The organism is Enterobacter cloacae complex sp.6700776 (assembly GCF_048284255.1).
GTDB classification, from domain to species: domain Bacteria; phylum Pseudomonadota; class Gammaproteobacteria; order Enterobacterales; family Enterobacteriaceae; genus Enterobacter; species Enterobacter intestinihominis.
Genome location: NZ_JBLVYK010000006.1, coordinates 50,608 through 71,238 on the forward strand (window position 1 = coordinate 50,608; position 20,631 = coordinate 71,238).

The following is a 20,631-nucleotide window of genomic DNA, read 5'->3' on the forward strand; positions in this document are numbered from 1 at the left end:
GGGATGTAAGATAATTGGTGCGAGGGGGGGGACTTGAACCCCCACGTCCGTAAGGACACTAACACCTGAAGCTAGCGCGTCTACCAATTCCGCCACCTTCGCACAGTCATCTTACTGGTTTGATATCGCCTCGTTGGTGCGAGGGGGGGGACTCGAACCCCCACATCCTAAGGACACTAACACCTGAAGCTAGCGCGTCTACCAATTCCGCCACCTTCGCCCAGTGCGAGCAATATCAACGTGATTTATGGTGCGAGGGGGGGGACTTGAACCCCCACGTCCGTAAGGACACTAACACCTGAAGCTAGCGCGTCTACCAATTCCGCCACCTTCGCATACCATCGACACTGTAAAAGTATCGTAACCACGGAGGCGCATTCTAGATGTTTTCAGCTTTACGTCAACAGAAAATTGCGCACGTTGTTTTGATTGCTGCAAAAATGGGCGATGGCAGCGTCAGCCATCGCCGGGCAGGGGAATTACTTTTTCGCCTGGCGCGTCATCACGGTGCGATACACCTTAAAGCGGCCTGTCTGGGCGATTACTTCGTGGAAGCCGAAGGTTTCATCCAGCACTTTCGGATACGCCAGGAAGGCATTCGCCACAATACGTAGCTCACCGCCGCTGTTAAGGTGACGGGTTGCGCCACGGATCAGCGTTTGCGCCGCTTCAAGGCTGGTCTCCATCCCGTCGTGGAACGGCGGGTTAGAGATGATCATGTCAAAGCGACCGGTCACGTCGGAGAAGACGTTACTGGCAATCACTTCGCCTTCAATGCCGTTCGCAGCAAGCGTGGCGCGGCTGGCTTCTACCGCCGGGGCGCTCACGTCACACAGAGTTAAACGCACTTTTGGTGAGTGGCTGGCGAGAACCGTTGACAGCACGCCCGCGCCACAGCCGACATCCAGCACCTTGCCCTTGGTGTGCGGCGTCAGGGTGGACAGCAGCAGCTTGCTGCCCGTATCGAGCGCGTCACGGCTAAACACACCCGGCAGGGTTTTAATGGTCAGTCCGTCAAGCTGGTACTCGTCCCAGAAGGTGTTGGCATCAAAAGTGGTCTGTTTTTCCAGACGGCCATGATACAGGCCGCAGCGTCGGGCGCTGTCGATTTTCGTCAACGGCGCGTAGCCTTCGAGCATCTGCTCTGCGCTTCGCACCCCGCTGCGGTTCTCACCGACGACAAAAATATCGCAGCCGACCGGCAGCAGAGAAAGCAGGTTCATCAGCTGGAACTGGGCTTCCGGTTTGTTCTTCGGCCAGTAGTAAATGAGCGTATCGCAGTCAGCAATATCGCTCTGCTCCGCCACCAGGCTAAAGCGTGCGCGCTCGCCCATCTGGCGGCTCAGCACCTGCCAGTGGTGGTAGTATTGGGTGTGGGCACGGCTTTCAGCACAGTCGAAACGTGCGGGCAGGTCATCCTGCATATCTCCGGCAAACAGAATACGGCTTTCTTCGAAATCATCACTGTGACGCAGCAAGACTTCACTTGCCGGGGTAAATGCAGACATGAATTGTTCCTCAATAAACTCAGGCGGGGATTATAGTAGGTAGATGGCGCAGTTTCGACACATTTGCTATATTTGCGCGCCTGAGAGACAGGAGTTTTCGCTATGACATCCCGACGAGACTGGCAGTTGCAGCAGCTGGGCATCACCCAGTGGGCTTTGCGTCGCCCGACGGCGTTGCGGGGCGAAATAGCCATCTCCATCCCTGCGCATGTCCGCCTGGTGATGGTGGCAGAAGCGCCGCCTGCCCTGAACGAACCCCTGATTGAGGATGTCCTTCGCACCCTGAAGGTGACAAACGATCAGGTATTACAGCTGGCGCCCGAAAGCGTCGCGATGCTTCCCCCTGACAGCCGCTGTAACAGCTGGCGAATCGGGGCGGTGGATGAGCTACCTCTTGAAGGAAGCCAGATCAGCTCGCCAGCGCTGGACGAACTGAAAGCCAACCCAAAAGCGCGTAGCGCGCTATGGCAACAAATTTGCGAATATGAACACGATTTCTTCCCTCACGACGGCTGACCTGGCCACCGCGTTCGCGATTGAAACACGCGCCCATGCCTTTCCGTGGAGCGAAAAGACGTTTGCCAGCAATCAGGGCGAACGCTATTTAAATCTCCGCCTGGACGTTGACGGTGCGATGGCCGCGTTCGCCATCACGCAGGTCGTTCTGGACGAGGCGACGCTGTTTAATATCGCGGTCGATCCCGCTTACCAGCGCCGCGGGCTGGGCAGGGAGCTGCTTGAGCACCTCATTCGTGAGCTGGAAACCCGTGACGTTTTCACCCTGTGGCTTGAGGTGCGCGCGTCCAATGTCGCCGCCATCGCGCTCTATGAAAGCTTAGGCTTCAACGAGGCGACTATCCGCCGTAACTACTACCCCACCGCAGAGGGACGTGAAGACGCCATTATCATGGCTCTGCCGATTGGATAACGAAAATAAGGTTGTAACGATGAAATGGGACTGGATTTTCTTTGATGCCGACGAAACGCTGTTTACGTTTGACTCGTTCGGCGGCCTACAGCGGATGTTTCTCGACTATAGCGTGACGTTCACCGCGGAAGATTTTCAGGACTATCAGGCGGTGAACAAGCCGCTGTGGGTGGATTACCAGAACGGAGCCATCACCGCGTTACAGCTTCAGCATCAGCGTTTTGACGTCTGGGCTGAACGGTTAAACATCAGTCCTGGGGTGCTGAACGAGGCCTTCCTGAATGCGATGGCGGATATCTGCGCGCCGCTGCCCGGCGCCGTTTCTCTGCTGGATTCGCTGAAAGGGAAGGTGAAGCTTGGGATCATCACCAACGGCTTTACCGCGCTTCAGCAGATCCGCCTTGAACGCACTGGCTTGCGCGATCATTTCGACGCGCTGGTGATCTCCGAAGAGGTAGGCGTGCCGAAGCCGGATCCGCGTATTTTCGATTATGCGCTGGCGCAAGCGGGCAATCCTGACCGCGATCGCGTGCTGATGGTGGGGGATACGGCAGAATCTGATATTCTGGGAGGTATGAGATCGGGCCTGTCGACCGTCTGGCTGAATGCGCATGGCCGCACGCTGCCGGAAGGCATCGAGCCGACCTGGACCGTTACGTCATTGAACGAACTGGAGCAGCTCCTGTGTAAACAATGATTGCCTGCCCCCTGTTGATGGGTAAAATAGCCGCATTTTTCGTATTCCATGATGCGCGGCCTGCTGCCGCGCTTACCTAAGAAGAATTGATTATGACGTTGTCTCCTTATCTGCAAGAGGTGGCCAAACGCCGCACTTTTGCCATTATCTCGCACCCGGATGCCGGTAAAACGACCATCACCGAGAAGGTGCTGCTGTTCGGACAGGCGATCCAGACCGCGGGTACCGTTAAAGGCCGTGGCTCCAGCCAGCATGCTAAATCCGACTGGATGGAGATGGAAAAGCAGCGTGGTATTTCGATTACCACCTCCGTGATGCAGTTCCCGTATCATGACTGCCTGGTGAACCTGCTGGACACCCCGGGGCACGAAGACTTCTCCGAAGATACCTACCGTACCCTGACGGCGGTGGACTGCTGCCTGATGGTGATCGACGCGGCGAAAGGTGTTGAAGATCGTACCCGCAAGCTGATGGAAGTCACTCGTCTGCGCGATACGCCGATCCTCACCTTTATGAACAAACTCGACCGTGACATCCGTGATCCGATGGAGCTGATGGATGAAGTGGAAAACGAGCTGAAAATCGCCTGCGCGCCAATCACCTGGCCGATTGGCTGCGGCAAGCTGTTCAAAGGGGTTTACCACCTCTATAAAGACGAAACCTACCTGTATCAGACCGGTAAGGGCCACACTATTCAGGAAGTCCGCATCGTGAAAGGGCTGGACAACCCGGAGCTGGACGCCGCTGTCGGTGAAGAGCTGGCCGCGCAACTGCGCGATGAGCTTGAGCTGGTCAAAGGCGCTTCTCACGAGTTCGACAGAGAACTGTTCCTGAGCGGTGACATTACCCCGGTCTTCTTCGGTACCGCACTCGGCAACTTCGGCGTTGACCATATGCTCGACGGTCTGGTTGAGTGGGCCCCGCAGCCGATGCCGCGTAAAACCGACACCCGCGAAGTAGAAGCGAAGGAAGAGAAGTTCTCCGGCTTCGTCTTTAAAATTCAGGCCAACATGGACCCGAAACACCGTGACCGCGTCGCCTTTATGCGCGTGGTTTCCGGTAAGTACGAAAAGGGCATGAAGCTGCGTCAGGTGCGTATTGGTAAAGACGTAGTGATTTCCGACGCGCTGACCTTCATGGCAGGCGACCGTTCCCACGTGGAAGAAGCCTATCCGGGTGACATCATTGGTTTACACAACCACGGTACCATTCAGATCGGCGATACCTTCACGCAGGGCGAAATGATGAAGTTCACCGGTATCCCGAACTTCGCGCCGGAACTGTTCCGCCGCATTCGCCTGCGCGATCCGCTTAAGCAGAAGCAGCTGCTGAAAGGCCTGGTCCAGCTTTCGGAAGAGGGGGCTGTACAGGTGTTCCGCCCTATCGCCAACAACGATCTGATCGTGGGCGCGGTGGGTGTGCTCCAGTTTGACGTGGTAGTTGCCCGTCTTAAGAGCGAGTACAACGTGGAAGCGATTTACGAATCGGTGAACGTGGCGACCGCGCGCTGGGTTGAATGTTCAGACGTGAAGAAATTCGAAGAGTTTAAGCGTAAGAACGAAGTTCAGCTGGCGCTGGACGGTGGCGATAATCTGACCTATATCGCCCCGACTATGGTTAACCTGAACCTGACGCAGGAACGTTATCCCGACGTTCAGTTCCGCAAAACGCGCGAGCATTAATTCCCTCACAGAGCACGGCAGCCGCCGTGCTCTTCTTTAATTCCAGTGTTATTAAACCCTTGCGGAATGTTCTTAATTCAACGTAATTTTTCGCTATTCGTTCGTTTTTTCCCCAATTCTGAATGCACCCCTCTGATTGTGATCTATATTTAACTCAGTGTTTAGCACCGGGCGTGGATGAATTAACTGTTCAATGCATGTCCACTGGTTCTCCATTTCGCCCGTGTGTTAATTCGCAATATATAAAACCAAGATTTAGGGAAGTATGTCGCCCAAATAACGGGCAAAACACAGGAATAAATCGATGAATATGACAAGACTGAAGATTTCTAAAACTCTGCTGGCTGTAACGTTGGGTAGTGTCCTGGTAAGCGGTTCTGCTCTGGCGGAATCCAGCACCATGGATAAAGCGCAAAATACCGCTAATACCGCAGGGGAAAAAATCGATAGCTCTATGAATAAAGTCGGTAATTTCATGGATGACAGCTCTATCACAGCAAAAGTGAAAGCCGCACTGGTGGATCATGAATCCATTAAGAGCACCGATATTTCTGTTAAAACCGACAACAAGGTTGTCACTCTGAGCGGTTTCGTTGAAAGCCAGACTCAGGCTGAAGAGGCCGTTAAAGTAGCGAAAGGCGTTGAGGGCGTAAGCTCTGTAAGCGACAAACTGCACGTACGTGACAGCAAAGAATCGTCGGTGAAGGGCTATGCCGGAGATGCAGCAACTACCAGCGAAATCAAAGCTAAACTGTTAGCTGACGACATCGTGCCATCCCGTATGGTGAAAGTTGAAACCACTGATGGTGTGGTCCAGCTGTCCGGTACGGTTGAGAACCAGGCACAAAGCGATCGTGCCGAGTCAATTGCGAAAGCTATTGATGGTGTGAAAAGCGTCAAAAACGATCTGAAAACGAAGTAAAGCAGTACCACTCGCCCGTCTGGCTGAAAACCGCGGGCGAAATAAAAACGACTCTGGAAAAGCCGGTGAGTGACCTGAGCGCTCACGTTTAGCGGCCGACATTAACTATGGTAAAGGAGAGGCTTATGTTTCGTTGGGGCATTATATTTCTGGTTATCGCGTTAATTGCCGCCGCATTGGGCTTTGGTGGACTGGCGGGTACCGCGGCATGGGCAGCGAAAATTGTTTTCGTCGTCGGTATTATTCTGTTCCTGGTCAGCCTGTTTACGGGTCGACGTCGCCCGTAGCAAACGCAATAGTTATTAAACAAACTCAAGCCAGTCCTCGTGACTGGCTTTTTCTCGTTTGAGAACCATCGGGAATGTGCGTTACTGTGTCTCATCAAAATAATGAAAACAGGAAGGCAGAGGTGGGGCAACGAATTCCCGTGACGCTCGGCAATATTGCGCCGCTGACGTTAAAACCGTTTCATGCAGGCCAGCTTGCGCTGGTCTGTGAAGGGGGCGGGCAGCGCGGTATTTTTACCGCCGGCGTGCTCGACGAATTTATGCGCGCGCAATTCAACCCGTTCGATCTCTACTTCGGTACCTCTGCCGGGGCGCAGAACCTCTCCGCCTATGTCTGCAACCAGCCCGGCTATGCGCGCAAAGTGATTATGCGCTACACCACCTCCAAAGAATTCTTCAATCCGGTACGCTTCGTGCGCGGCGGGAACCTGATCGATCTCGACTGGTTACTGGATGCCACCTCCAGCCAGATGCCGCTGGCCATGGATACCGCGTCACGACTGTTCGATACCGGCAAAGCGTTCTGGATGTGCGCCAGCCGTGGCGATGACTATTCGCCGGGTTACTTTTCGCCGCAGAAAGAGAACTGGCTGGATATCATTCGCGCTTCCAGCGCGATCCCGGGTTTCTACCGTACCGGCGCGCTGCTGGAGGGGATAAACTATCTTGACGGCGGTATCAGCGACGCGGTGCCGGTACAGGAGGCCGCGCGGCGCGGGGCGAAAACCATTGTGGTGATCCGCACGGTGCCTTCGCAGATGTATTACACCCCACAGTGGTTTAAGCGGATGGAACGCTGGCTGGGCGACAGCAGCCTGCAACCGCTGGTGAATATCGCGAAGCAGCATGAAACCACCTATGGCGCGATGCAGCGTTTTATTGAAAAACCACCGGGCAAGCTGCGCATCTTTGAAATTTATCCGCCGAAGCCGCTGCTGAGCATGGCGCTGGGCAGTCGGCTGCCTGCGTTGCGTATGGATTACAAAACGGGGCGGCTATGCGGGCGATACTTCCTGGCGACCGTCGGGAAAATGCTGGCCGAGCAACCGCCTCTTCATCGGCATAAAAGCATCATATTGCCACCCGCTAGTGTGGCCAATGACGCGGTGGCGATGCCGCTGGTGGACGCGCCGCAGGCCAACGACGGCATACTCGATAACGAGGACCTGGCGTGACGCACTCTTTTATCGATACCCATTGCCACTTTGATTTCCCGCCGTTTAGCGGGGAGGAAACATCAAGTATTGCGCGTGCGGCTGAGGCCGGTGTGAGAGCCATTATTGTGCCCGCTATTGAAGCGGCGAGATTCGAGAAAGTCCTGGCGCTTGCCCAGGGTCACGATGCGCTGTATGCCGCGCTGGGTCTGCATCCGATCGTGATTGAGCACCATCTTGATGACCATCTCGACAGGCTGGATGCCACGCTGCAAAACGCGGATACGAAGCTGGTTGCCATCGGTGAGATCGGCCTCGATCTCTATCGTGAAGATCCGCAGTTTGAACGCCAGCAGACGATCCTGGATGCGCAGCTCCGGCTGGCAAAGCGCCACGATCTGCCGGTGATCCTCCACTCCAGGCGCACCCATGACAAACTGGCGATGCACCTGAAGCGCATCGACGTGCCGCGCAGGGGCGTGGTCCATGGCTTCGCTGGAAGCCTTCAGCAGGCGCAGCGTTTTATCGAGCTGGGCTATAAAATTGGCGTCGGCGGCACCATCACCTATCCGCGAGCCAGCAAAACCCGGGATGTGATGGCGCAACTCCCCCTGTCTTCGCTCCTGCTGGAAACGGATGCCCCTGACATGCCGCTGAATGGTTTTCAGGGCCAGCCCAACCGCCCGGAGCAGGCGGCGCGCGTTTTTGATGTGTTGTGCGAGCTGCGTCAGGAGCCTGAAGATGTGATTGCCAGCACGCTGCTGGAAAATACCCGCGCGGTCTTCGGCATCACGCTATAGATAAAGGGCCGGGCGGATCACCGTGATCTGCTGTCGTTCCAGGGCCTGCGCCAGCGGCTCGATGTCCTCCGGCGTGGCGCTCCGCCATCGCGCCGCCTCCCCGTAAACCCCATGGGCATGAAACGCGTTGATCCGCACCGGAACGTTCCCCAACGCGTGGATAAAAGCGGTCAGCGATGACAGATGTTGCAGATAATCACACCGATCGGGGATCACCAGCAGGCGCAGTTCCGTCAGGCGATGACGATCGGCCAGCCAGCGGATGCTCTGCTTGATCAGCGTGTTTTCACGCCCGGTCAGAAAACGGTGATGTTCATTGCCCCAGGCTTTCAGATCCACCATCGCGCCGTCAAACACCGGTAACAGCTTTTGCCAGCCGGTTTCGCTTAACAGGCCGTTGCTGTCCACCATGCACGTCAGATGGCGCAGGGACGGATCGGCTTTGATCGCGGTGAACAGCGCAACCACAAACGGCAGCTGCGTGGTGGCCTCACCCCCGCTGACGGTCACGCCCTCAATAAACGGCGCGGACGTGCGGATCCGTGAGAGGATCTCCTCGACGCTGTATCGCTGCGCCATCGGCGTCGCCTGCTGCTGACACAGGTGCAGGCAGGTATCGCACTGCTGACAGTGACTCTCCTGCCACCAGACGCGCCCGGCCTGAATCGTCAGCGCATCATGAGGACAGTGGGGAACACAGTCGCCGCAGTCGTTGCAGCGCCCGATGGTCCACGGGTTGTGGCAGGTTTTGCAGCGCAGGTTACAGCCCTGGAGGAACAGCGCCAGGCGGCTGCCCGGCCCGTCCACGCAGGAGAAGGGAATAACCTGACTAACTAAAGCGCATCTGCTGTTCATGGCTTATCACGCGTGGCTGACGTTCCAGAATACGGGTATTGCGCGCGGCCTCCTCGCCGAGCCAGGTGGTGTTGGTGCGCGAGCCGGCCTCCCGATATTTCTCCAGGTCGGAGAGCCGCACCATATACCCGGTGACGCGCACCAGGTCGTTTCCGGCCACATTCGCGGTGAACTCACGCATACCGGCGTTGAACGCTCCCAGGCACAGCTGCACCACCGCCTGAGGATTGCGTTTAACCGTCTCATCCAGGGTGAGAATATCGCTGATCCCCGAATGATAGTGTTTATGGTGCGGGGCTACGGCCAGCAGGTGGCTGATGGGATCTGGCTCGTCACCGTACGGCAGACGCGCCCCCGGCGTGGTGCCTGAATCAGAACTGATCCCTGACTGCGCGTGCAGCATCGCGCGGTGCTGCCAGCCGTGTTTCACCGGCGTGTTTTCTACGAACGCCGCCAGCTGTTCACTGATGCGGTGGCCCAGCGCATTGGCCTGCTCGTTTTTACCGTACCGTCCCGTAATGCCTGCTTTCTCGCACAGCACGTTTACCGCTTCGGCCAGACCGTACATGCCAAACATCGGTACAAAACGATCGGCATCAATCAGCCCCTCTTTCACCAGGAAGCTATTCTCAAAGAAGCCGGATTGTTCATATAAAAAATCGCAGCGCGCATTAATGATCGCGATTTGTTGCTGGCAGTAGTGGGGAAGGGTACGGGTGAAAAAGTCTTCCGGTGAGCGGCTGTGCTCCGCAATCGCTTTCAGGTTAAGGCGCACCAGCGTGCTGCCGCCGCCCGCCAGCGGCAGGGAGTTGTAACAGCTCACCACGCCATAACGACCTTTTGTGAAAATTTTATCATTCACCGGGCCATTGGAAATATGCGGCTTACTGCACTCGCAAATGTTTTTCGCCACGCTCAGCAGCAGATCGTCAGGGGTGACGTCCGGGTCGTAAATAAAGGTCAGGTTCGGCGCGACCTGCTTCAGCTCTGCGTCCGCTCGCAAAATGGCACGCGTGACGGGCGTATCCGCCGGGCCGATATTGGCATGCATAAAGGCATCGGGCAGGGTTCTGTCCAGGTAACGCCAGAAACGTTTTATTCGGCTATCGATTTCATCCTGTGTTAGAATTTTAACATATGGGTTGAGTATCTCATCGAGCTGACCCAGATAGACTGGCATCGATGTGACGGACGGAACATGGTGATAAAGGATAGTGAGCAGTGAGAGGGCATCATCCAGATCTTTCGCCCCTTCCAGCTCCAGCCATTCTGAGCCGTTAGCCAGAAATTTAGCGTAGTCCGGCAGCACGTAGCGCGGTTTGTAAGGCGCATGGCCTTCGAACATGTCGCAGATGTATCCCTCGTCCAGCGCGGCGCGGGCCGCCTCTGGCAGAGCGGGATAGAGCAGATTGTTCTCCGCTTCCAGCGCCAGAAAATGACGTTTTTGTTCCGGGGTTAACACCGGGCTGGTCACAATGTGCTGGCATCGTTGTTGCAGGGCGTCGGGCATGTTCAACTTCCTTGAGGGTTCTGCGGATGGTGAACGAATTGTAAGAAGCCAGCCTGCCGGGGCTTTTGATCCGACAGGGGGTATCGCTGCTTTTGTCGGCGGTTGACGCATGAAAGTTTGAAGAAGATCTCATTACAGTAATGCAAATTTGCACACAGTTTTCATTAACTGTGATGAATGTCGAAGTGTGGATGCGGGTGAATGTTAGAATACTCACAGACCCGCAAGGTAAAATTTATACGGCACTGCCGTTGGAGAATGTTATGACCGATTTAACTGCAAGCAGCCTGCGCGCGTTGAAACTGATGGACCTGACCACCCTGAATGATGACGACACCAATGAAAAAGTCATCGCCCTGTGCCATCAGGCAAAAACGCCAGTGGGTAATACCGCCGCCGTCTGTATCTACCCGCGTTTTATCCCGATTGCCCGCAAAACGCTGAAAGAACAGGGCACGCCGGACGTGCGCATTGCGACCGTGACTAACTTCCCGCACGGTAATGACGACATCGAGATCGCGCTGGCGGAAACCCGCGCGGCGATTGCGTACGGCGCAGACGAAGTTGACGTGGTATTCCCGTACCGCGCGCTGATCGCCGGCAACGAGCAGGTCGGTTTTGACCTGGTGAAAGCCTGTAAAGACGCATGTGCGGCGGCAAACGTGCTGCTTAAAGTGATCATCGAAACCGGCGAGCTGAAAGAAGAGGCGCTGATTCGTAAAGCGTCTGAAATCTCTATCAAAGCGGGCGCGGATTTCATTAAAACCTCTACCGGTAAAGTGCCGGTCAACGCGACTCCGGAAAGCGCGCGCATCATGATGGAAGTTATCCGTGATATGGGCGTGTCCAAAACCGTTGGCTTCAAACCGGCAGGCGGCGTGCGTACCGCAGAAGACGCGCAGCAGTTCCTGGCGATTGCCGACGAGCTGTTCGGCGCCGACTGGGCGGACTCCCGCCACTACCGCTTCGGCGCGTCCAGCCTGCTGGCCAGCCTGCTGAAAGCGCTGGGTCACGGTGACGGTAAGAGCGCTAGCAGCTACTAAGTTTGAATTGCCGGGTGGCGCTACGCTAACCCGGCCTACAGGATCGTAGGGCGGGTCAACATACCCGCCGCCATTCACCCGATTCCGCATGGAGGTTACCGTGTTTCTCGCACAAGAAATTATTCGTAAAAAACGTGATGGTCATGCATTAAGCGACGAAGAGATCCGCTTCTTTATCAACGGCATTCGTGATAACACCATCTCTGAAGGGCAGATTGCGGCTCTGGCGATGACCATTTTCTTCCACGATATGTCGATGCCTGAGCGCGTGTCCCTGACCATGGCGATGCGAGATTCAGGAACCGTTCTGGACTGGAAAAGCCTCAACCTCAACGGCCCGATTGTGGACAAACACTCCACCGGCGGCGTGGGCGACGTGACCTCCCTGATGCTTGGCCCGATGGTGGCAGCCTGCGGCGGTTACATCCCGATGATTTCCGGGCGCGGCCTGGGTCATACCGGCGGTACGCTCGACAAACTGGAAGCCATTCCGGGCTTCGATATCTTCCCGGATGACAACCGCTTCCGCGACATTATTAAAGACGTTGGCGTGGCGATTATCGGCCAGACCAGCTCTCTTGCGCCAGCAGACAAGCGTTTCTACGCGACGCGTGACATTACCGCGACCGTAGACTCCATCCCGCTGATCACCGCCTCTATCCTCGCCAAAAAGCTGGCGGAAGGGCTGGACGCGCTGGTGATGGATGTGAAAGTGGGCAGCGGCGCGTTTATGCCGACCTATGAACTCTCTGAGGCGCTGGCTGAAGCGATCGTTGGCGTTTCCAACGGCGCGGGCGTGCGCACCACCGCACTGCTGACGGACATGAACCAGGTGCTGGCGTCCAGCGCCGGTAACGCTGTTGAAGTCCGCGAGGCCGTGCAGTTCCTCAAAGGCGAATACCGTAACCCGCGCCTGTTCGATGTCACCATGGCGTTGTGCGTTGAGATGCTCATCTCCGGCAAGCTGGCCAAAGACGACGCGGAAGCCCGCGCGAAGCTTCAGGCGGTGCTGGACAACGGCAAAGCGGCGGAGATCTTTGGTCGGATGGTGGCGGCGCAGAAAGGCCCGACCGACTTCGTGGAAAAATACGCGAAATACCTGCCCACCGCGATGCTCAGCAAAGCGGTCTATGCGGACAGTGAAGGCTTTGTCTCGGCTATGGATACCCGCGCGCTCGGCATGGCGGTCGTGTCTATGGGCGGCGGTCGTCGTCAGGCATCGGACACCATTGATTACAGCGTCGGCTTTACCGATATGGCCCGTCTGGGCGACAGCGTTGACGGCCAACGTCCGCTGGCGGTGATCCACGCGAAAGACGAAGCCAGCTGGCAGGACGCGGCGAAAGCGGTGAAGGCGGCAATAACTCTTGACGATAAAGCACCGGAAACCACACCGACGGTCTATCGTCGTATTACTGAATAGCGGTATACTGATCTGATCGCATTTTTATGAAGCACTAAGTACGGAGAACAATTATGAAACGTGCATTTATTATGGTGCTGGACTCATTCGGCATCGGCGCAACCGAAGATGCAGAACGTTTTGGTGACGTGGGTTCCGATACCCTGGGTCACATCGCGGAAGCCTGTGTAAAAGGCGAAGCGGACAACGGTCGTAAAGGCCCTCTGAACCTGCCAAACCTGACCCGCCTCGGGCTGGTAAAAGCGCATGAAGGTTCTACCGGTAAAATCGCAGCCGGTATGGACGGAAACGCGGAAGTGGTGGGCGCCTACGCGTGGGCGCACGAGCTCTCTTCCGGTAAAGATACGCCGTCCGGTCACTGGGAAATCGCTGGCGTGCCGGTGCTGTTTGACTGGGGTTACTTCTCCGATCACGAGAACAGCTTCCCGCAGGAGCTGCTCGATAAGCTGGTGAAGCGCGCCAACCTGCCGGGCTACCTCGGCAACTGCCACTCTTCCGGTACCGTGATTCTGGATCAGCTCGGCGAAGAGCACATGAAAACCGGCAAACCGATTTTCTATACCTCTGCTGACTCTGTGTTCCAGATCGCCTGCCACGAAGAGACGTTTGGCCTGGATAAACTGTACGAGCTGTGCGAGATCGCCCGTGAAGAGCTGACCGAAGGCGGCTACAACATTGGCCGTGTTATCGCGCGTCCGTTTATCGGCGACAAAGCGGGTAACTTCCAGCGTACCGGCAACCGTCACGATCTGGCCGTGGAGCCACCGGCGCCGACCGTGCTGCAAAAACTCGTCGACGAGAAAGACGGCCAGGTCGTTTCCGTAGGTAAAATCGCGGACATCTACGCTAACTGCGGCATCACCAAAAAGGTCAAAGCGACCGGTCTGGATGCGCTGTTCGACGCCACCATCAAAGAGATGAAAGAAGCGGGCGACAAGACCATTGTCTTCACCAACTTCGTGGACTTCGACTCCTCCTGGGGCCACCGTCGCGACGTTGCCGGTTATGCCGCGGGTCTGGAGCTGTTTGACCGCCGTCTGCCAGAGCTGATGGAGCTGGTGGGGGAAGATGACATTCTGATCCTGACCGCTGACCATGGCTGTGACCCGACCTGGACCGGTACCGACCACACCCGTGAGCACATTCCGGTGCTGGTGTACGGCCCGAAAGTCAAACCGGGCTCGCTGGGTCATCGTGAAACCTTCGCGGACATCGGCCAGACGATTGCGAAATACTTTGGTACGTCTGACATGGAATATGGCAAGGCTATGTTCTAAACGGATTGGGTGAGGCCTGATGCCCTCACCCCGACCCTCTCCCACAGGGAGAGGGAGAACAGAATGTAGGCCGGGTAAGGCGCAGCCGCCACCCGGCAAAAACAACAATGTAAAAGGAACTGAAGATGGCAACTCCTCACATTAATGCAGAAATGGGTGATTTCGCTGACGTCGTATTGATGCCGGGCGACCCGCTGCGCGCGAAACACATTGCAGAAACCTTCCTCGAAGACGTGCGTGAAGTGAACAACGTGCGTGGCATGCTGGGCTTCACCGGTACCTATAAAGGCCGCAAAATCTCCGTGATGGGTCACGGCATGGGTATCCCATCCTGCTCCATCTATACCAAAGAGCTGATCACCGATTTCGGCGTGAAGAAAATCATCCGTGTCGGCTCCTGCGGCGCGGTGCGCATGGACGTTAAGCTGCGTGACGTGGTGATCGGCATGGGCGCGTGCACCGACTCTAAAGTCAACCGCATTCGCTTTAAAGATCATGACTTTGCGGCCATCGCTGATTTTGACATGGTGCGTAACGCGGTTGACGCAGCAAAAGCGCTGGGCGTTGACGCGCGCGTGGGCAACCTGTTCTCTGCCGATCTGTTCTACTCGCCAGAAGGCGACATGTTCGACGTGATGGAAAAATACGGCATTCTGGGCGTGGAAATGGAAGCGGCCGGTATCTACGGCGTGGCGGCTGAATTCGGTGCGAAAGCGCTGACCATCTGCACCGTGTCTGACCATATCCGTACTCACGAGCAGACCACCGCTGCCGAGCGTCAGACCACCTTCAACGACATGATCAAAATCGCGCTGGAATCCGTTCTGCTGGGCGATAAAGAGTAAGAGCTGTTGTGCCGGGTGGCGGCCTCGCCTGACCCGGCCTACGGTTTTGTAGGCCCGCTAAGCGCAGCGCCAGCGGGCTTTTTTACTAGCGCACGGCCTGAGCAATCCACGCCGATACATCCTGCAGCTCTTTTTCCTGCTCCGGAAAATCCCCAATTAATGCATCACACTCCTGCTGCAACATATCCGCCCGATACAGACAGCCTTGTAAACGTGCGGCCAGCGCCTCCAGCGGTGCAGGATTGAGACTATCCGTAAAGACCTGCGTGCGGGTGATATGGCCCTTCTCCACGTCAAAGTGCAGCTCAACGCCGCCCCATGTAAATCGCTCATCCAGCAGGTGTGAAAACGCCGGTGCCTGACCGAAGTTCCACTCCCAGCTGCTCTGGCGCGCAAAGGTTTCCGCGAAGTTGGGCAGGTCCGGGGTTTTATCCGGAGAAATCACCTCGGCTTCTACGCGTTCACCGTAATGCTTGAAAAAGGCTTCACGGATCGCGTCGCAAATCTGCTCATGAGTAATCCCCGGCAGCAGATCCACCAGATTCGCCACGCGACCGCGCACGGAGGTAATGCCTTTCGCCTGGAGCTTTTTCTTGTCCGGGTTCAGATAGTTTGCCAGACGGCTCAGATCGGCATTCAGCAATAATGTGCCGTGGTGGAATCCGCGATCCATCGTTTCGCGGTAGGCTGAGCCTGACACTTTCCGGTCGCCTTCAGGTGTTTTCACCACCAGATCGTTACGACCCGAGGCTTCAGCCGTCACGCCGAGCGAATTGAGCGCGTTGAGCACAATGGAGGTCGAGATGGTTTTGTCGTATTCCGGCTTGCCCGCCATAAAGGTAAAGCAGGTGTTGCCGAGATCATGGAACACCGCACCGCCGCCGCTGCTGCGGCGCGCCAGGCGGACGTTGTCCTCTTCCATACGGCGGGTGTTACACTCTTTCCACGGATTTTGCGCGCGGCCAATAACGACCGTATCAGCGTTGCGCCAGAGAAACAGGACGCGCTGGGTGGCGGGCATCTGGCGGAAGATGCACTCTTCTACCGCGAGATTAAACCAGGGATCGTAAGAGTCAGAGATAAGCAGGCGTAACGTCGACATGGCAGAGTTCCTTTTCCGAATCATCCGCCTACTTTATCACTATTCTTTCTTCTCGCTCTCTTCCTCTTCGGGAACTGACTTGCTGGCGGTTAACAGGAACGGCGACTGCTGCCAGCGGGTGCGCTTGCCTTGCAGCAGCGTGCGCGCCAGTACCACGCCAATCGCCAGCGAGAGCAGCAGCATCAGGCGCAAAATATTGGTGGTGTTATCCACCTGTTTGGCTTCGGTTGGCAGGGTGTGGGTGTCGAGTGTCAGACGTAAATAGCCGAGTGGGCCATTCTTGCCCTGAATGGGTTCAACGATTTGTTGATTGAAATAACCGCCAGCTTTTTTGCCGTCCAGCGCCAGCCTGTCGCGCACGTCGACATGCTCACCCGCGCGGGCAATCAGGTCGCCCTGTTCATCGTACACGCCCGCATCCAGAATGCGGCTGTTTTCCGTAAGCTGGCGCAATACCTGGGCTATCCGCTTGTCATCCGGCGTTTCGGTGCGCATAGACGGCGCAACGTTGAGCGTCACCTGGCGCGCCAGCGTACGGGCCAGTTCTTCAAACTGTGGGTTACGCTGTCGTTGGTGATTCTGGCTAAACCAGGATGCCCCCTGCATAAGCGCCACTAATAGTGCGAGACAGATCAGGACAATCACGGCGCGATGAAGCCGGAATTTCAGTTTTGCGCGAGCCATATTCCACCTGCTTAAAATTTACGGCTTAATGTTGCCAGAAGTGATGGTTACAGGGTAGCCTCATGCGTTATTTTCCCTCTGGAACCTTCCGGCGCGAACGAAATTACAGGAGCTTCAATGCCGAACATTACCTGGTGCGACCTGCCAACGGATGTCTCTTTATGGCCAGGATTGCCGCTCTCTTTAAGTGGCGATGAGGTGATGCCTCTCGATTACCACGCTGGCCGTAGCGGCTGGCTGCTGTACGGACGCGGCCTGGATAAGCAACGCCTCACCCAGTATCAAACTAAACTGGGCGCAGCGATGGTCATCGTTGCGGCCTGGTGCGTGGAAGATTATCAGGTTATTCGCCTGGCGGGTTCCCTGACGCAGCGCGCCACGCGTCTGGCGCACGACGCCGGGCTGGACGTAGCCCCGCTCGGCAAGATCCCGCATCTGAAAACGCCGGGCCTGCTGGTGATGGACATGGACTCTACCGCCATTCAGATCGAGTGTATTGACGAGATTGCTAAACTGGCGGGCAGCGGCGAGCTGGTGGCTGAAGTCACCGAGCGCGCGATGCGCGGCGAGCTGGATTTCACCGCCAGCCTGAGACAGCGCGTGGCGACCCTGAAGGGGGCCGATGCTAACATTTTGCGTCAGGTGCGCGATGAACTGCCCCTGATGCCAGGGCTGACGCAGCTGGTGCTCAAGCTGGAGACGCTCGGCTGGAAAGTGGCGATTGCCTCCGGTGGGTTCACCTTCTTTGCCGATTACCTGCGTGACAAGCTGCGTCTGACCACCGTGGTGGCAAACGAGCTGGAGATCATGGACGGCAAACTTACCGGACAAGTGATTGGCGACATCGTGGATGCGCAGTACAAAGCCAATACGCTGACGCGTCTGGCGGAGAAATACGCCATTCCGGTCGAACAGACCGTCGCCATCGGCGATGGCGCGAACGATCTGCCGATGATCAAAGTTGCCGGACTGGGTATTGCCTACCACGCCAAGCCGAAAGTGAATGAAAAGACGGAAGTCACTATCCGTCATGCTGACCTGATGGGCGTGTTCTGCATTCTCTCCGGCAGCATTAATCAAAAATAGCGGCCTGCTTTTGTAGGCCGGGTAAGCGTCAGCGCTATCCGGCGCGCAGACCGCACAGAAATAACGAGGTAAACCGTGGCGAAAGCTCCAAAACGCGCATTTGTCTGTAATGAATGTGGTGCGGATTATCCGCGCTGGCAGGGGCAATGCAGCGCCTGTCATGCCTGGAACACCATCACCGAAGTGCGTGGTGTGGCGGCTTCGCCGAGCGTGGCCCGCAATGAACGGCTGAGCGGCTATGCGGGCAATGCAGGCGTGTCGAAGGTACAAAAACTTTCGGATATCAGCCTTGAGGCGCTGCCGCGCTTCTCAACCGGATTCAAAGAATTTGACCGCGTGCTCGGCGGTGGCGTAGTGCCGGGCAGCGCTATTCTGATCGGCGGTAACCCGGGCGCGGGTAAATCGACCCTGCTGCTGCAAACGCTCTGCAAGCTCGCCGAACAGATGAAAACCCTGTACGTCACGGGCGAAGAGTCACTCCAGCAGGTGGCGATGCGCGCGCACCGCCTCGGTCTGCCGACCGGCAATCTGAATATGCTCTCGGAAACCAGCATCGAGCAGATCTGCATGATCGCCGAAGAAGAGCAGCCGAAGCTCATGGTGATCGACTCCATCCAGGTGATGCACATGGCGGACATTCAGTCGTCACCGGGGAGCGTGGCGCAGGTGCGTGAAACGGCTGCGTACTTAACGCGCTTTGCCAAAACGCGCGGCGTAGCGATAGTGATGGTGGGCCACGTCACCAAAGACGGCTCGCTGGCCGGCCCGAAAGTGCTTGAGCACTGTATCGACTGCTCGGTGATGCTCGACGGCGATGCGGATTCCCGTTTTCGTACCCTGCGCAGCCATAAAAACCGCTTCGGCGCGGTGAATGAACTGGGCGTGTTTGCCATGACCGAGCAGGGGCTGCGCGAAGTCAGCAACCCGTCGGCCATCTTCCTGAGCCGTGGCGACGAGATTACGTCCGGTAGTTCGGTGATGGTGCTGTGGGAGGGGACGCGTCCGCTGCTGGTTGAAATTCAGGCGCTGGTGGATCACTCGATGATGGGTAATCCGCGGCGCGTGGCGGTCGGTCTGGAACAGAACCGCCTGGCGATCCTGCTGGCGGTGTTGCACCGTCACGGCGGCCTGCAAATGGCGGATCAGGATGTGTTCGTCAACGTGGTTGGTGGGGTGAAGGTTACGGAAACCAGCGCGGATCTGGCGCTGTTGCTGGCGATGGTCTCCAGCCTGCGCGACAGACCGTTGCCGCAGGATCTGGTGGTATTTGGCGAAGTAGGGCTGGCGGGCGAAATTCGCCCGGTGCCGAGCGGTCAGGAGCGTATCTCCGAAGCGGCAAAACATGGCTTCCGCCGCGCAATTGTTCCGGCCGCCAACGTGCCGAAAAAAATCCCGGAAGGGATGCAGGTTTTTGGCGTTAAAAAACTCGCAGATGCGTTAAATGTCTTTGACGACTTATAATTACGTATTCGATTTTGCAGGAGGCACCGTAATTTATGTCATCATTTGACTACATCAAGACCGCTATCCGCCAGAAGGGCTGCACGTTACAGCAGGTAGCGGACGCCAGCGGCATGACCAAGGGCTACCTGAGCCAACTGCTGAACGCCAAAATCAAAAGCCCCAGCGCGCAGAAGCTGGAAGCGCTGCACCGTTTTCTGGGGCTTGAATTTCCGCGGATGCAAAAGAACATTGGCGTGGTGTTCGGTAAGTTCTACCCGCTGCATACCGGCCACATCTATCTGATCCAGCGCGCCTGTAGTCAGGTCGACGAGCTGCATATCATCATGGGTTATGATGAAACCCGCGATCGCCAGCTGTTTGAAGACAGCGCCATGTCGCAGCAGCCCACCGTGCCGGACCGCCTGCGCTGGCTACTTCAGACATTTAAGTATCAGAAAAATATTCGTATTCATGCCTTTAACGAAGAGGGCATGGAGCCGTACCCGCACGGCTGGGACGTGTGGAGCAACGGCATCAAAGCGTTTATGGAAGAGAAGGGCATTGCACCTAACTGGATCTACACCTCTGAAGAGTCCGACGCGCCGCAGTTCCGCGAGCATCTGGGCATCGAAACCGTGCTGATCGATCCTAAACGCACCTTTATGAACATCAGCGGGGCGCAGATCCGCGAGAACCCGTTCCGCTACTGGGACTACATTCCGACCGAGGTGAAGCCATTCTTCGTGCGTACGGTGGCGATCCTCGGCGGCGAGTCCAGCGGGAAATCGACGCTGGTGAATAAGCTGGCGAATATCTTCAATACCACCAGTGCGTGGGAGTATGGCCGCGATTACGTCTTCTCACACCTCGGTGGTGACGAGATGGCATTACAGTATTCCGACTACGATAAAATCGCGCTTGGTCATGCCCAGTACATTGATTTCGCGGTGAAATACGCCAATAAAGTCGCGTTTATTGATACCGATTTCGTCACCACGCAGGCATTCTGTAAAAAGTACGAAGGACGTGAGCACCCGTTTGTGCAGGCGCTGATTGATGAATACCGCTTTGATCTGGTTATCCTGCTGGAAAACAACACCCCATGGGTAGCCGACGGTATGCGCAGCCTGGGCAGCTCGGTAGACAGGCGTGAGTTCCAGACCATGCTGGTGGAGATGCTCAACGAGAACAACGTTGAGTTTGTGCATGTGGAAGAGTCGGATTACGACACCCGTTTCCTGCGCTGCGTCGAGCTGGTGAAAGAGATGATGGGTGAGCAGGGGTAAAAAACTTACCCCTCACCCTAACCCTCTCCCCAAAGGGGAGAGGGGATCGCACGGAGCTGTCTTTACCCTCTCCCCCGTGGGGAGAGGGCAGGGTGAGGG

Annotated in this window: 20 protein-coding genes and 3 tRNA genes; 15 read left to right on the top strand and 8 right to left on the bottom strand. The window is 56.7% G+C overall.

Annotated elements, in window-relative coordinates; translation table 11 throughout:
- Nucleotides 1–15 precede the first annotated feature (15 nt).
- The 4 genes from ACNQ0T_RS11440 to rsmC all read right to left on the bottom strand — a co-directional run bounded on the left by ACNQ0T_RS11440 (nucleotide 16) and on the right by rsmC (nucleotide 1,508).
- A tRNA-Leu gene (locus ACNQ0T_RS11440) sits at nucleotides 16–102 on the bottom strand.
- Nucleotides 103–134: 32 nt separating this feature from the next.
- Nucleotides 135–220, bottom strand: a tRNA-Leu gene (locus ACNQ0T_RS11445).
- A 28-nt stretch (nucleotides 221–248) separates the two neighbouring features.
- Nucleotides 249–335 (bottom strand) — tRNA-Leu (locus tag ACNQ0T_RS11450).
- 144 nt (nucleotides 336–479) lie between these two features.
- Nucleotides 480–1,508 carry a 16S rRNA (guanine(1207)-N(2))-methyltransferase RsmC gene (rsmC, locus tag ACNQ0T_RS11455; protein WP_032625390.1) on the bottom strand — a complete coding sequence of 343 codons (1,029 nt, stop codon included), beginning with the start codon at nucleotides 1,506–1,508 and terminating at the stop codon, nucleotides 480–482.
- Between the two features lie 102 nt (nucleotides 1,509–1,610).
- Between rsmC and ACNQ0T_RS11460 the strand changes: the two genes are divergently transcribed.
- The 8 genes from ACNQ0T_RS11460 (at nucleotide 1,611) to ACNQ0T_RS11495 (ending at nucleotide 7,978) form a co-directional block, all read left to right on the top strand.
- Nucleotides 1,611–2,024, top strand: coding sequence for a DNA polymerase III subunit psi (locus tag ACNQ0T_RS11460; protein WP_022646978.1), 414 nt, complete (start codon nucleotides 1,611–1,613; stop codon nucleotides 2,022–2,024).
- A complete protein-coding gene (rimI, locus tag ACNQ0T_RS11465) occupies nucleotides 1,993–2,436 on the top strand; it encodes a ribosomal protein S18-alanine N-acetyltransferase (protein ID WP_032625392.1) in 444 nt (147 codons plus the stop codon). The genes ACNQ0T_RS11460 and rimI overlap by 32 nt, the downstream gene beginning before the upstream one ends.
- Nucleotides 2,437–2,455: 19 nt before the next feature.
- On the top strand, nucleotides 2,456–3,133 hold the full coding sequence (gene yjjG, locus ACNQ0T_RS11470) for a pyrimidine 5'-nucleotidase (RefSeq protein WP_022646980.1): 678 nt from the start codon (nucleotides 2,456–2,458) through the stop codon (nucleotides 3,131–3,133).
- A gap of 92 nt (nucleotides 3,134–3,225) precedes the next feature.
- On the top strand, nucleotides 3,226–4,815 hold the full coding sequence (gene prfC / locus ACNQ0T_RS11475; protein ID WP_022646981.1) for a peptide chain release factor 3: 1,590 nt from the start codon (nucleotides 3,226–3,228) through the stop codon (nucleotides 4,813–4,815).
- A 304-nt stretch (nucleotides 4,816–5,119) separates the two neighbouring features.
- On the top strand, nucleotides 5,120–5,737 hold the full coding sequence (gene osmY, locus ACNQ0T_RS11480; protein WP_022646982.1) for a molecular chaperone OsmY: 618 nt from the start codon (nucleotides 5,120–5,122) through the stop codon (nucleotides 5,735–5,737).
- A 125-nt stretch (nucleotides 5,738–5,862) separates the two neighbouring features.
- Nucleotides 5,863–6,024, top strand: coding sequence for a DUF1328 domain-containing protein (locus ACNQ0T_RS11485; protein ID WP_003856556.1), 162 nt, complete (start codon nucleotides 5,863–5,865; stop codon nucleotides 6,022–6,024).
- A gap of 122 nt (nucleotides 6,025–6,146) precedes the next feature.
- A complete protein-coding gene (locus tag ACNQ0T_RS11490) occupies nucleotides 6,147–7,199 on the top strand; it encodes a patatin-like phospholipase family protein (RefSeq protein WP_023299272.1) in 1,053 nt (350 codons plus the stop codon).
- On the top strand, nucleotides 7,196–7,978 hold the full coding sequence (locus tag ACNQ0T_RS11495; RefSeq protein ID WP_046619838.1) for a TatD family hydrolase: 783 nt from the start codon (nucleotides 7,196–7,198) through the stop codon (nucleotides 7,976–7,978). Before ACNQ0T_RS11490 ends, ACNQ0T_RS11495 begins: the two co-directional genes overlap by 4 nt.
- Here ACNQ0T_RS11495 and ACNQ0T_RS11500 read toward each other — a convergent pair.
- The gene (locus ACNQ0T_RS11500; protein ID WP_417930055.1) at nucleotides 7,973–8,833 is read right to left on the bottom strand and encodes a YjjW family glycine radical enzyme activase; all 861 of its coding nucleotides are present in this window, start codon (nucleotides 8,831–8,833) and stop codon (nucleotides 7,973–7,975) included. The two genes, ACNQ0T_RS11495 and ACNQ0T_RS11500, sit on opposite strands and share 6 nt — an antisense overlap.
- Nucleotides 8,808–10,343: a YjjI family glycine radical enzyme gene (locus tag ACNQ0T_RS11505; RefSeq protein ID WP_048965867.1), complete on the bottom strand. Its 1,536-nt coding sequence runs from the start codon at nucleotides 10,341–10,343 to the stop codon at nucleotides 8,808–8,810. The genes ACNQ0T_RS11500 and ACNQ0T_RS11505 overlap by 26 nt, the downstream gene beginning before the upstream one ends.
- A gap of 263 nt (nucleotides 10,344–10,606) precedes the next feature.
- Here ACNQ0T_RS11505 and deoC point away from each other — a divergent pair, with 263 nt between their 5' ends.
- The 4 genes from deoC (at nucleotide 10,607) to deoD (ending at nucleotide 14,931) form a co-directional block, all read left to right on the top strand.
- A complete protein-coding gene (gene deoC, locus ACNQ0T_RS11510) occupies nucleotides 10,607–11,386 on the top strand; it encodes a deoxyribose-phosphate aldolase (RefSeq protein ID WP_003856543.1) in 780 nt (259 codons plus the stop codon).
- A 100-nt stretch (nucleotides 11,387–11,486) separates the two neighbouring features.
- Nucleotides 11,487–12,809, top strand: coding sequence for a thymidine phosphorylase (gene deoA / locus ACNQ0T_RS11515; RefSeq protein WP_206226953.1), 1,323 nt, complete (start codon nucleotides 11,487–11,489; stop codon nucleotides 12,807–12,809).
- A 53-nt stretch (nucleotides 12,810–12,862) separates the two neighbouring features.
- Entirely contained in the window at nucleotides 12,863–14,086 is a 1,224-nt protein-coding gene (deoB, locus tag ACNQ0T_RS11520; protein ID WP_417930058.1) for a phosphopentomutase, read from the top strand.
- A 125-nt stretch (nucleotides 14,087–14,211) separates the two neighbouring features.
- Nucleotides 14,212–14,931 carry a purine-nucleoside phosphorylase gene (gene deoD, locus ACNQ0T_RS11525; RefSeq protein ID WP_003856538.1) on the top strand — a complete coding sequence of 240 codons (720 nt, stop codon included), beginning with the start codon at nucleotides 14,212–14,214 and terminating at the stop codon, nucleotides 14,929–14,931.
- 85 nt (nucleotides 14,932–15,016) lie between these two features.
- Here the strand turns inward: deoD and lplA are convergent, their stop codons facing one another.
- Nucleotides 15,017–16,033, bottom strand: a complete 1,017-nt coding sequence (lplA, locus tag ACNQ0T_RS11530; protein WP_337257895.1) for a lipoate--protein ligase LplA — start codon at nucleotides 16,031–16,033, stop codon at nucleotides 15,017–15,019.
- 39 nt (nucleotides 16,034–16,072) lie between these two features.
- On the bottom strand, nucleotides 16,073–16,717 hold the full coding sequence (locus ACNQ0T_RS11535) for a YtjB family periplasmic protein (protein ID WP_015572615.1): 645 nt from the start codon (nucleotides 16,715–16,717) through the stop codon (nucleotides 16,073–16,075).
- A 117-nt stretch (nucleotides 16,718–16,834) separates the two neighbouring features.
- On the opposite strand from ACNQ0T_RS11535, the gene serB reads away from it, so the two are divergent.
- The 3 genes from serB to nadR all read left to right on the top strand — a co-directional run bounded on the left by serB (nucleotide 16,835) and on the right by nadR (nucleotide 20,532).
- Entirely contained in the window at nucleotides 16,835–17,803 is a 969-nt protein-coding gene (gene serB / locus ACNQ0T_RS11540) for a phosphoserine phosphatase (protein ID WP_003856524.1), read from the top strand.
- A gap of 75 nt (nucleotides 17,804–17,878) precedes the next feature.
- Nucleotides 17,879–19,264, top strand: coding sequence for a DNA repair protein RadA (gene radA / locus ACNQ0T_RS11545; protein WP_003856523.1), 1,386 nt, complete (start codon nucleotides 17,879–17,881; stop codon nucleotides 19,262–19,264).
- Between the two features lie 35 nt (nucleotides 19,265–19,299).
- Nucleotides 19,300–20,532, top strand: a complete 1,233-nt coding sequence (nadR, locus tag ACNQ0T_RS11550; RefSeq protein WP_003856522.1) for a multifunctional transcriptional regulator/nicotinamide-nucleotide adenylyltransferase/ribosylnicotinamide kinase NadR — start codon at nucleotides 19,300–19,302, stop codon at nucleotides 20,530–20,532.
- Nucleotides 20,533–20,631 lie beyond the last annotated feature (99 nt).